This is a genomic window from Streptomyces niveus (assembly GCF_001723055.1).
Classification (GTDB): Bacteria; Actinomycetota; Actinomycetes; order Streptomycetales; family Streptomycetaceae; genus Streptomyces; species Streptomyces niveus.
Genome location: NZ_MDCR01000339.1, coordinates 20,145 through 31,808, shown reverse-complemented (window position 1 = coordinate 31,808; position 11,664 = coordinate 20,145). Strand labels below are relative to the sequence as shown.

Annotated in this window: 9 protein-coding genes; 7 read left to right on the top strand and 2 right to left on the bottom strand. The window is 73.5% G+C overall.

The window, feature by feature from the left end; all coding sequences use genetic code 11:
- Positions 1 to 566 (bottom strand): TerD family protein (locus BHU15_RS31505; RefSeq protein WP_141726919.1); only part of this gene is annotated, 566 nt, incomplete at its 3' end.
- Positions 567 to 807: 241 nt separating this feature from the next.
- Between BHU15_RS31505 and BHU15_RS31500 the strand changes: the two genes are divergently transcribed.
- The 4 genes from BHU15_RS31500 (at position 808) to BHU15_RS31485 (ending at position 5,687) form a co-directional block, all read left to right on the top strand.
- Positions 808 to 1,335: a DUF6643 family protein gene (locus BHU15_RS31500; protein ID WP_069630244.1), complete on the top strand. Its 528-nt coding sequence runs from the start codon at positions 808 to 810 to the stop codon at positions 1,333 to 1,335.
- A 119-nt stretch (positions 1,336 to 1,454) separates the two neighbouring features.
- Positions 1,455 to 2,354, top strand: coding sequence for an MOSC domain-containing protein (locus tag BHU15_RS31495; RefSeq protein ID WP_069630243.1), 900 nt, complete (start codon positions 1,455 to 1,457; stop codon positions 2,352 to 2,354).
- A gap of 132 nt (positions 2,355 to 2,486) precedes the next feature.
- Positions 2,487 to 3,095 carry an Rv1733c family protein gene (locus tag BHU15_RS31490; protein WP_069630242.1) on the top strand — a complete coding sequence of 203 codons (609 nt, stop codon included), beginning with the start codon at positions 2,487 to 2,489 and terminating at the stop codon, positions 3,093 to 3,095.
- Positions 3,096 to 3,251: 156 nt separating this feature from the next.
- Entirely contained in the window at positions 3,252 to 5,687 is a 2,436-nt protein-coding gene (locus BHU15_RS31485; protein ID WP_069630241.1) for a right-handed parallel beta-helix repeat-containing protein, read from the top strand.
- Here BHU15_RS31485 and BHU15_RS31480 read toward each other — a convergent pair.
- On the bottom strand, positions 5,657 to 8,080 hold the full coding sequence (locus tag BHU15_RS31480) for a hypothetical protein (protein WP_069630240.1): 2,424 nt from the start codon (positions 8,078 to 8,080) through the stop codon (positions 5,657 to 5,659). The two genes, BHU15_RS31485 and BHU15_RS31480, sit on opposite strands and share 31 nt — an antisense overlap.
- Before the next feature lie 185 nt (positions 8,081 to 8,265).
- On the opposite strand from BHU15_RS31480, the gene BHU15_RS31475 reads away from it, so the two are divergent.
- The 3 genes from BHU15_RS31475 to BHU15_RS31465 all read left to right on the top strand — a co-directional run bounded on the left by BHU15_RS31475 (position 8,266) and on the right by BHU15_RS31465 (position 11,647).
- Entirely contained in the window at positions 8,266 to 9,096 is an 831-nt protein-coding gene (locus BHU15_RS31475) for a DeoR/GlpR family DNA-binding transcription regulator (RefSeq protein WP_069630248.1), read from the top strand.
- Positions 9,093 to 9,536, top strand: a complete 444-nt coding sequence (locus tag BHU15_RS31470; RefSeq protein WP_069630239.1) for an SRPBCC family protein — start codon at positions 9,093 to 9,095, stop codon at positions 9,534 to 9,536. Before BHU15_RS31475 ends, BHU15_RS31470 begins: the two co-directional genes overlap by 4 nt.
- Positions 9,537 to 9,679: 143 nt before the next feature.
- On the top strand, positions 9,680 to 11,647 hold the full coding sequence (locus tag BHU15_RS31465) for a hypothetical protein (protein ID WP_069630238.1): 1,968 nt from the start codon (positions 9,680 to 9,682) through the stop codon (positions 11,645 to 11,647).
- The last annotated feature ends 17 nt before the right edge of the window (positions 11,648 to 11,664 follow it).

The following is an 11,664-nucleotide window of genomic DNA, read 5'->3' as shown; positions in this document are numbered from 1 at the left end:
ACGGGCGCGGCCGGCGGCGCCGCCTGCTGCGGCTCGTCGACGCTGATGCCGAAGTCCGTTGCCAGACCTTCGAGTCCGCTGCTGTACCCCTGGCCGACCGAGCGGAACTTCCAGGCGCCCTGCCGCCGGTAGAGCTCACCGAGGACGAACGCCGTCTCGACGGTCGCGTCCTGGCTGTCGTACCGCGCGACCTCGGCGCCCGACGCCGCGTCGAGGAGGCGTACGTAGAGTCCGGGCACCTGCCCGAAGTTGCCGCCGTCCGCCGACGCGGCGACGACGATACGGTCGATGTCGGCCTCGACCCGGCCCAGATCGACGGACAGGGTGTCGGTCACGGTGCCGGGACCTGTGCCTTTTCCGTCGTGGCGCACGGCACCTGACGCGTGCGTCGCCTGGTTGTAGAAAACGAAGTCCGCGTCGGAGCGAACCTTTCCGGCCTTCAGCAGAAGGGCCGAGCCGTCGACATCCGGCGTGCCGGGCGCTGAACGCCATCCCAATTCGACGCGCACACTCGGTGCCGTCACCGGAACATTGGCTCCTTTAAGCATGGACATGCTCGCCCCCATCGAGAGTCGGGTGACCGAAAGTTTTCCGTCGCTCCAAACCTAATCGCTACCGGCGTCGTCGCACCCACGAGGACCCACCGGTAACCCCTCTGGAGCTTGCCCTTTACACGATCAGTACGCGGCCGGACGACCGATTTTCCCAAGTTCGCTCGCATTGGGGATCCGAAGTGGCCCAGAGCTCCCGAAAGAACCCACTAATCGGACTCCCCAACCGGCACATCGTGGGCTTAACTTATGTTCCATGACCTCCCCCCGCGCCACCTACGGCGGCGGTTACTACACCGCGCCGTCGTTCCCGGACACCCCGATCTACGACTCCCTGGTCGCGGAGCGGGGCACGCCTCAGATCGCCCCGATCCGAGTGCCTTCCGCCTACGACACCGGCAGCAGCTACCAGAGCAACAGCTATCTGCCGGCGCTGCCTTCGGCGCTTCCCGCTCTGCCGGCCGCTCCCTCGCAGCCCACGCCGTCCTACGGCGGTGGCTACCAGCCGCAGCCGGCGCAGCACCCCGTGCCGCTCCAGCACGCCCCGGCGCCCTACATTCCGCAGCAGGCGCCGCCGCCCCGCGGCTATCAGGGCGCTCAGCAGTACCAGCCCCAGCAGCAGCAACAGCAGCCGCGTCCCCAGCAGCCCCGCCCGCCGCAGCAGCAGCGACCGGGGTCGGCGACGGGGTACGAGGCGATGCGCCCCGCCTCGCCGCGTCCGGCGCCCGCGCCGGCGCAGTACGACGACCCGTACAACCGGCCCTACCAGAGCCGGGGTTACTGAGTCACCGGGGCGTCCCGGAACGACGGAGACAGCTGACGCACCGGGCGCACATCGGGCCGGGGGCCGGGAGGAGCGGAGAAGGCCGGAGGGAGCCGGGGGGCTGCTGGCAGGATGGCCGTATGCCTCAGCAGTCCTTCCCAGTCCTGCATGCCCTGCGCGTTCATCCGGTGAAATCGGTGGGAGGTTTCACGGCCGACAGCGCGGTCGTGGAGCCGTGGGGACTGGCGGGCGACCGTCGTTGGACACTGATCGACGCGTCGGACACCGCTGTCACGCAGCGCGAGCTGCCACGCCTGGCGCTGGCCCGCGCCGAGCCGCTGCCGGACGGCGGGATCATGCTGTACGCGCCCGGCCTGGAGCCGTTGGCCGTCGCGCGCCCCGTGCCGGGCGGATCGCCAACTGGCCGGGTGGGAAGGGGCGTTGACGTCATCACCCGTACGGACGCATCTGCGGATGACATCGTGGTGAACGTCTTCGGGACCAAGGTTGACGCGCTGTCGGCCGACGCGCGCGCGAGCGAGTGGTTCAGCCGCCACCTCGGGGTGGAGGTCCGGCTGGCGCACCTGGGCGACCCGGCGGTCGCGCGGCCCGTCGATCCGCTGTACGCCCGCCCCGGAGAGACCGTCAGCTTCGCCGACGGCTACCCCCTGCTCGTCGTCACCCTCTCCTCGCTCGACGCCCTCAACTCCCTGATAGCGCAAGGCGATCACGCCGACGAGGGGCCGCTGCCGATGAACCGGTTCCGGCCGAATCTCGTCGTCGCGGGGACGGCTCCGTGGGCCGAGGACCAGTGGCGCCGGATCACGGTCGGGGAGGTCACCTTCCGGGTCGCCAAGCCGTGCGGTCGCTGTGTGATCACCACGACCGACCAGCGGACCGCGCTGCGTGGCAAGGAACCGCTGCGTACGCTGGCCAGGCACCGCCGATTCGACGGGAAGTTGGTCTTCGGACAGCATCTGGTGCCCGAGAACACCGGCACGGTGCAGGTGGGAGACGTGGTGAGGGTGTTCACCGACTAGTCGGCGGCCGGATCCGACCGGTCGAACGGAAGGGTGATTTCGCTCTCCCTTCCGCCCTTTTGTGCGTGAGCCGGTTCCCGCCGGGCTATGACGGACGGGGGAACGGACGGCGGACGGAAGGGGTGCGACACGATGCGAGCGGTCGTGGGGCTCCGGCGCTGGCGGCACAACCCGCTGCGGAGAAGCACCGATCTGATCGAGGCATGGGTCGCCCTCGGCGCCCTGCTCCTGATGCTTGTCGCCGTGCCCGCGATTGGCTGGATCTCGGGTGCGCTGACCGACGACGCGCTCCGGCGGACGATCCGCGCCCAGCACGAGGACCGGCACCGCACGGAGGCCGTCATGGTCCGCGAGGCCACGGCTGCCACCCGCGTCGCGTCCGACCCCGAGGCCCCGGTCCAGCGCGACCCCGGCCGGCCGGTGATCGCCAAGTGGACGGCGCCGGACGGCAGTCGGCACACCGAACTCGTCCGCTCGGCGCCGCCGGCCCTGCGCGCCGGTGACACCTTCGCGGTCTGGACGGACGGCGGCGGGCGGCTCGCCCAGCGCCCGGCGGACCTCGCCGTCGCCCGCACGCACGCGGTGCTCGCGGGGCTCGCGGTGGCCGTGGGCGCCGCCGGTCTGATCGAGGGCGCCCGGCGGCTGGTGGTGTTCGGACTCAACCAAGTCCGGTACGCGCGCCTCGATCTGGCGTGGGCGCGGGCCGGTCCGGACTGGGGTCGTACCGGTGCCGGAAGCTGACCCAAACCGCTCTTGGGTCAACTCACCGGTGCCGCGCGCGCTACGGTGGTGCGACCCGGTCCTCTGACGCGGCCGGGGACTTCCTTGAGTCGACCCCCGAGCAGGTCAGGTCGGCACAGCACGCGCAGGCGCACGAGGTGGGGACAGAACAACACCATGGCACAGGGCACCGTCCAGGTGACGCACACCGGCACCTCGCGCTGGCGTCGCCGTACCGGCGAGTACACCTCTCTCGCCGCGGCCCTGGAGGCCGCGGGCGACGGCGACATACTCACCGTCGCACCGGGCACCTACCGGGAGAATCTCGTGGTCACGCGCGCCGTCACGCTGCGCGGACCCGAGGGCCCGTCAGGCTCGGTGCGCATCGCGCCGCCGGACGGCGTACCGCTCACGGTGCGCGCCTCGGCGACCGTCCACGACCTGCATGTGGAGGGCCAGGACACCACCGCGCCCGCGCTGCTGGTGGAGGACGGCACCCCGGAGCTGACGGATCTGCGGATCGTCACGCGCTCGGCCGCCGGGATCGAGGTGCGCGGCGCCGCGCGCCCCACCGTCCGCCGCTGCACCGTCGACAATCCGGCCGGCGTCGGTGTCGCCGTACTCGACGGCGCCGGCGGGGTCTTCGAGGACTGCGAGGTCGTCGCGGCCGGGCAGTCGGGCGTCTCGGTACGCGGCGGGGCGCATCCCCGGCTCGAACGGTGCCGGATCCATCACGCGTCGGGCGGCGGACTGACCGTCACCGGCGAGGGCAGCGGTCTTGAGGCCGTCGGCTGCGAGGTGTACGAGATCAAGGGCACCGGCGTGCAGATCGCCGCGCGCGCCGCCGCCCATCTCACCGACTCCCGCGTCCACCGCACGTCGGCCGACGGGATCACCCTCGACACGGACGCGGTGCTGACGCTCTCCGACTGCGACATCCACGACATCCCGGAGAACGCGTTCGACCTGCGTTCGCGCTCGGTGCTGACGCTGACCCGCTCCACGGTGCGGCGCTTCGGCCGCAACGGTCTCTCCGTCTGGGACCCGGGCACCCGCGTGGACGCCAACCAGTGCGAGATACACGACAGCACGGGCGACTACCCGGCGGTCTGGGTGAGCGACGGGGCGACCGTCGTCCTCGACTCGTGCCGGGTGCACGACGTGCCGGACGCGCTGTTCGTCCTGGACCGCGGCTCGCGCGCCGACGTCGTGGACAGCGACCTGTCCCAGGTGCGCAACACGGCCGTTTCGGTGAGCGACGGGGCCACGGCGCAGCTGGACGACTGCCGGATCAGGGAGGCGTCCACCGGCGCCTGGTTCCGGGACCACGGCAGCGGCGGCACGCTCAACTCCTGCACCATCGACGGCGTGCAGACCGGTGTCATCGTCACCAAGGGCGCGGACCCGACCATCGAGCGCTGCACGATCACCTCGCCCGCCGAGGCCGGTTTCTACGTCTCCGCCGAGGGCCGGGGCACGTTCCACGACTGCCGGGTGACGGGCAGCGGCGGTTACGGCTTCCATGTGATGGACGGCTGCCGTACGACGCTGACGCGCTGTCGGACCGAGCGCTGCGCGCGCGGCGGTTACGAGTTCCCGGACGGCACCGTGCCGGGCGCCGAGGGCAATGGGGCCGGGCCGACCGTGGAGGACTGCACGAGCGACGAGAGCGGTGTGCTGGCCCCCGTGCCGCAGCCGACGGCCCTGCTGACCGCCACCGAGACGACGGGGCTGCTGGGCTCGGTCCCGGCGCAGAGCGCGAGCCCGACGCCGGTGCCTCAGGCGCCGCCCGCCGAGCCGGTACGCGAACCGGACAAGGTCCTCGGTGAACTCGACGAGCTGGTGGGCCTGGAGAGCGTCAAGCGCGAGGTCCGCGCCCTCACGAACATGATCGAGGTTGGCAGGCGCCGGCAGCAGGCCGGTCTCAAGGCCGCGTCGGCGCGCCGCCATCTGGTCTTCACCGGCTCCCCCGGCACCGGCAAGACGACGGTGGCCCGGCTGTACGGCGAGATCCTGGCCTCGCTCGGGGTGCTGGAGCGCGGTCATCTCGTGGAGGTCTCCCGGGTGGATCTGGTGGGCGAGCACATCGGCTCCACCGCGATCCGTACGCAGGAGGCCTTCGACCGGGCCCGTGGCGGTGTGCTGTTCATCGACGAGGCGTACGCGCTGTCGCCGGAGGACTCGGGGCGTGACTTCGGGCGTGAGGCGATCGACACGCTGGTGAAGCTGATGGAGGACCACCGGGACGCGGTGGTGGTGATCGTCGCCGGGTACACGGTGGAGATGGAACGCTTCCTCGCGGTCAACCCCGGTGTGGCGTCCCGTTTCTCACGGACCATCACCTTCGACGACTACGAGGCCGACGAGCTGCTGCGGATCGTGGAGCGGCAGGCCGAGGAGCACGAGTACCGGCTGGGCGCGGGCACGCCCGAGGCGCTGCTCAAGTACTTCACCGTCCTGCCCAAGGGACCGGCCTTCGGCAACGGCCGTACCGCGCGCCAGACGTTCGAGTCGATGGTGGAGCAACACGCGAGCAGGGTCGCCCAGTTGCCGGAGACCAGCACGGACGATCTGACGCTCCTCTACGCGGACGACCTGCCCGAACTGCCGTGACCGTGCCGCTGGTCCGCGGCGCCGTCGCGCTGCGCGGGCAGTGCGGGCGGCAGCCGGTCGAGCAGCGCCGCGCGCTCCGCGGCGAAGCCGGGGTCGGCCTGGTAGTCGGAGTGCCCGAGGATCGGTTCGGGCAGCGGGCGGCGCTCGGTGCGGCCGTAGGCGAGCGGGTCCTTGAGCGGCCCGTGGTCCACGGCCGGTTCGTCTCCCTGGCCGCCGAGGCGGACCGGCCCGCCGATCGGGTCGGTGGCCCGCCACAGGTTGCGCCAGCAGTGCACCTCGCGGCCCAGGTCGCCGAGGGGCGTGGCACCGAAGTAGGCCGGGAACCAGCGGCCGTACAGCCGCTCCAGCGGTGAGCCGTAGGTGAGCAGCGCCACCTGGTGGCGGGTGCCCTCGCGCAGCTGCCAGACGGCCGCGGCGGCCAGCACGCTGCCCTGCGAATGGCCGGAGATGACGAGGCGTCCGCCGGTGCGGGCGGTCCAGGTGGCCATCCGCCAGGTGAGGTCGGGTACGGCGCGTTCCGCGTAGCACGGCGGCGCGAAGGGGTGCGAGGCGCGCGGCCAGAAGGTCCCGACGTCCCACAGGATGCCGATGGTGCGCCGGGCCGACGGGTCGCGGTAGGCGCGGCGGCCCCACGTGACGAACAGGATGAAGCCGAGGCCGATGAGCCAGGAGCCGAGTGCCTGCGCGGTGTCGGCGACCGACTGGATCAGCGCCGGTTCGCCCTCGGCGGCCCGGCCGGGCACGTCGCCGCTGAGCCAGGCCCCGAGGACGGCGCCGGTGCCGAGCAGGAGCGAGGCGCCGGAGACGAGTCCGACCAACCAGGGGGCCGCGTCGGTGAGTTCGGCGCGGGCGCGGGCACCGGCGATCCGGCGGGTACGGACGGAGTCGGGGGTGACCCTCGCCTCCCGGGACCCGTACTCCGCCTCCACGACCGGGGCGAGGCGGCGGCCGGTGCGTACGGTGCGCGCGGCCAGGAGGACGACCGGGATCAGCAGGAGCACGAGCAGGACGGGGATGACGGCCGCCTGCCAGCTCAGCAGCACCGGCGGCCCGGGGATCGGGCCCTCCCCCATGCCGGGCGTGCCGCTCCCGTCGAGCCAGTCCCCGACGCGCTGGGCCACGCCGCCGGTCATCACCCCGGCCAGGGCGCAGGCCAGCATGGCGACGGCGGGGCCGCCGAGACCGTGGAGCGCGATCCTGGCGTGCCGGGCGCGGCGGTGCAGGGCGAAGGCCGCCACCGCGAGCGCGACGACGAGGACTCCCTGGGCGAGGATGAGCACCGAGAACGTGACGGCGCCGGGGAGGGTGCCGGAGGAGACCCAGTCGGGGCGGGACCAGGCGGCGTACACCATCGCGAGGCCGAGCAGGACGAGGGAGCCGGCGGGCAGCCGGCTGATGAGCGCCTTGTCGAGTGTGCCGTCCCGCCTGCGCTCGCTGCGCCCCCTGCTGCACACCACCCAGAGCACAACGAGCCCCGCGGCGACGAGAGTCGAGTGGAGCAGCCAGCCGATGGCCTCGCGTACGGCACCGGCGGCGTCGCGGTCGTGGCGGGCGGCGGCTCCGGTGATCGCGCCCGCGACGGTGAGGAATCCGGCGGCGGTGTGCGCGGCGCGCAGCCGGGCGACAAGCCGGCGGCCGTACCAGAATCCGGGCCTGGCGAGTGCGGGGCGGACGGTCGCGGGCTCGGCCGGCCCCTCGTACGCGTCGGTGTCGTCGGCGCCTGCCGTCTCCGGCTCGGACCAGCTGCCGACGGCGGTGGGGCCGGTCGGCGGGCGCTGGGCCTCGTAGGCGCTCCAGGTCCGGTTGGACAGATACCACAGGAGGCCCACGAGCGCGGCGGGCACCAGCGCGGCCAGCGCGAGGCGGCGGCCGGGCTGCGCCCACCAGCCGTCCCGCGCGGCGGACAGGAAGCCGAGCCAGGCCCGGTCGTCCGCGCAGCCGGCGGAGCCCGCGCACTGCCAGGCCACCAGGTCGAGCGCGACCTCGCAGGCGGCGGCGGTCAGCAGGACGGTGAGCGTCAGTGCGAGCAGCCGGACCAGTACGCCGTACAGCCGCTGTATCCGGCCGAGTCCGTTGGTCGCCGGGCGCATCCAGTGCGCGAGGTTGACGACCATGAAGGGAAGCAGCAGCAGCCACAGGGCGCGGGTGCCGTTGCCCGAGGTGAGGTTGGACCAGCAGTACGCCTCGGGCACCGGCCCGTCCTCGTACCGCTCGGGGTGCGCCTCGGCCTCCTCGTCGGCGGGCCGGCGGTAGATGGCGGCCGTCTCGTCGCCGGTGATCCGGACCACGTACGGATCGGCGAGCATCTCCTGCGCGGTGGCGCCGCCGACGCCGTGGACCAGCAGTTCGAGCGCGGCGCCGTCGCTCCGGCGGACGGGGGGCTCAGAGGACACGTGGGTGACTCGCTCTCGGATGACGTCTCGCGGGCGGTGGCCGCCGCCTTCAGCGACTCTCCCCGGACCGGGGGAGGCCGACACCTGCGTAGGGGGCCCAACGGCGTGGGAGGATGAGCAACCCTGATGACGAGCTGTGTACGGCGGCCCCGCAGGATGCCGGCGTGGAAGGACGGGCCCCGGTGGTGAGCGACAACCAGAACCTCCTCGCGGAACAGCGGCGGGCCCTGATCCTCGACGAGGTGCGCCGGCGCGGCGGTATCCGCGTCAACGAGCTGACGCGCAAGCTCAACGTCTCCGACATGACGGTCCGCAGGGATCTCGACGCGCTCGCCCGCCTCGGCGTCATCGAGAAGGTGCACGGCGGCGCCGTACCGGTGGTGGAAGCGAGCACGCACGAGCCGGGCTTCGAGGCCAAGTCGGAGCTGGAGCTGAGCGCCAAGGAGGACATCGCGCGGGCCGCCGCCGCGATGGCGGTGCCCGGCCGGGCGATCGCGCTGTCGGGCGGCACCACCACATACGCGCTGGCGCACCATCTGGTGGACGTGCCCGATCTGACGGTGGTGACGAACTCGGTGCGGGTGGCCGACGTGTTCCACGCCGCGCAGCCCGCCGGTGCGTCGGGGGGGCAGCGCGCGGGGGCGGCCACCGTGGTGCTGACGGGCGGGGTCCGTACGCCGTCCGACTCGCTGGTGGGCCCGGTCGCCGACCAGGCGATCCGCTCGCTCCACTTCGACGTGCTGTTCCTGGGGGTGCACGGGATCTCCGCCGAGGCGGGTCTGTCGACGCCGAATCTGGCCGAGGCGGAGACGAACCGCCGTTTCGTGCGCTCCGCGCGGCGGGTGGTGGTCGTGGCCGACCACACCAAGTGGGGGACGGTGGGCCTGAGTTCGTTCGCGACGCTGGACCAGGTCGACACCCTGGTCACGGACGCGGGGCTGTCGCCCGAGGTGCGCGAGGAGATCGTGGAGCATCTGCCCGGACTGGTGGTCGCCGGGGAATCGGCCGACGGGTGAGCGTCTTCCGTGTCGCACGCCGTACGGCGCTGCCCGCCGACGAGGCCTGGCGGCGGATCACCGACTGGCCGGCGCACGCGCGCACGGTGCCGTTGACCCGGATCCTCGTGGAGACGCCGGGGCCGAGCGGGACGGGGACGGTGTTCGTGGCGCGTACCGGGCTCGGGCGGGTGCGGTTCGACGACCCGATGGAGGTCGTGCGGTGGGAGCCGCCCACGGCGGGTCGCCCGGGGCGCTGCCGGCTGGAGAAGCGGGGCCGGGTGATCACCGGCTGGGCCGAGATCGAGGTGGCCGAGAGCGATGGTCACACGCTGGTCCGGTGGACGGAGGAGTTGCGTGTCAGCTTTCTGCCGCGCTTCCTTGACGGGGTGACCGCGCGCACGGGACGCGTCGTCTTCGGCCGGGTCGTCGACGCTCTTCTGCGTGGTCAGGGGCGCTGAACGCGCTCGACTCCCCGCGTCGGCAGGGCAGTTGTCCGGGCGATGGCCCTCGGGCCGCCCCCATCTGCGGTGTGACGTTCGCACGATTCACTCGTTTCCCCGTCGAGTGACCGCGCATCCGCACCTCGGAAGGGCAGAGCCCGATGCCGACACACCGGCGAGCGACCGACGACACCCGGCCGGAAAGGCGCCCCGGCGTCGACGAGGCCGAGGCCGCCCTGGTCGAGCACTATCCGCGGCTCGTACGGCTGGCCTATCTCATCCTGCCGCCGGGGCTGGGCCGCCACCGCAGGGTGCTGACGGCGCACGCCGTGGTCCAGCGTGTCCTGCCCCGGTCGCGCAAGGGTGACGCCCTCTCCCCCGTGCCCGCGCAGCGCGGCACCGCGGGCGCCGCGTACGTCTGGATACGTGAGCGGGTGGTCCGGGACGCCCTGGACAGGGACGGGCGGCCCCGCCACTGGCGGGCGTTCGTCTCCCGGCGGCTGCCACGACTGCCCGCCGTGGCGGGGCTTCGGCTCTTCCCGCGCGCCGGTGGCGGCGACGAACTGGCCCTGGACCAGGCGCTGTTCACCGTCGGATCGGCCGCCCGCGCCGCGCTGGCGCTGCGCGTTCTGGAGGGCATGGCGGCGGCCGAGGTCCGTACGCTCCTGGCGGCCGCCGGGGTACGGGACCCGGCGGGCGCCCTGCGGGCCGCCGAGCGGGTGGCGTCGGAGCGCGGCGGACGGACCCAAACACTGCTGGGCGCAACGGAGTTCGACCCCTGCACGGTGCAGACCCGGCCGACGGATCTGCTGCGGCGCCGGCACCGTACGCGTCTGGCCGGCGCGACCGCGGTGGTCGTGGCGCTCGCGGCCTCGGTGCTGATCGCCATGCCCGAGCAGAGCCCGCAGCGGCCGACCGCCGTGGCTGGCGGGGCCGTCGGCGCCTCCCTGGCGCGGGCGTTGGACCCGGCGCTGCTGGAACGGGCGGCAGGCGACGCCTGGTCCGACACCTCGCGGGTGGACTTCTCCGTCTGGCCGGCGCGGGGCGGGCGTACCGGCGACGGCGCGCTGCTGGAACGGGCGCTGCGGGCCTGGGGCGCGCCGGGCCCGGCGGTCCGGGTGAAGGCGACCACGGGCACCGCCTCGGCGCCGCCCGCCGAGCCGCCGCGCCTGCTGTACGCGGGCGAGGTGGACGGCGCCGTGGTGGTGCTGCTGCACGACGGCAGGCGGGTGGCGCGGTACGCGGAGCCGGTGTCGGGCGACGGTGCGCCGGCCCTGGACCTCGCGCGTACGGACGACGCCGACGTGACGACGGCGGGCGCCGTGGTGGTGAGCCGTGGCCGGGGCGGTGTGCGCTATCTCCTCGCCCCGTGGATCGCCGAGTCCTCGACACGGGACCTGCTCGCGCCGGAGACACCCGCCGAGGACCTGACCGTGTCGAAGGACGGTGTCACCGCTCCCGTACCGGCGCCCGCGCCGGGTGACGGCTGCGCGTCGTGGCCGGTGCTGCGGTTGCGTTCCTCGGAGAAGATCGTGGAGCGGCACGCGTTCCTCCTCACCGATCTCGGCGATCTCTCGCCCGCGCATCTGACGTACACCCCGCTGCCGGGTACCGGCGCGCCCGCGCGGGCGCCGCGTGAGGCCACCGGCGGTGCGGCGCTGGCCAGTTGGGCGCGTACGGCGTGCTCGTTGGGGAGCCTGCGGGGATCGGGTGTGCGGGCGGTCAACAACTGGGCGTTCGCCGAGCAGGAGTTGCCGGAGACCGGCGCGCGCGCCACCTGGGTGTGCACCCGGGCCGACTCCTGGCGCGGCCCCGGCAGGATCGCGGTGCGGCTCCAGCAGCCCGCCTCGTCGCCCGCCGAACCGGACACGGTGGTGGCCGAGGTCCGCGACACGGCGTCGTGCAGCCGGTTCGGCCAGCACGTTCTGGCCGGGACGCGCTGGCGGGCGCCGTCCGGCAACTGGTTCCTGCTGGCGGCGGGCAGCCGCGACGTCACGCGGATCACGGCGACGGGCACCGTCCGGGCGGACGAGAGCGCACGGACAATGGCGGTCCCGGCGCCCCGGGAAGGCGACGTGAACCTGACGGGACGGCTGACGAACGACGAACAACTCCCTTCAGTTCGCTGACAGTTCAGGACCGGGGG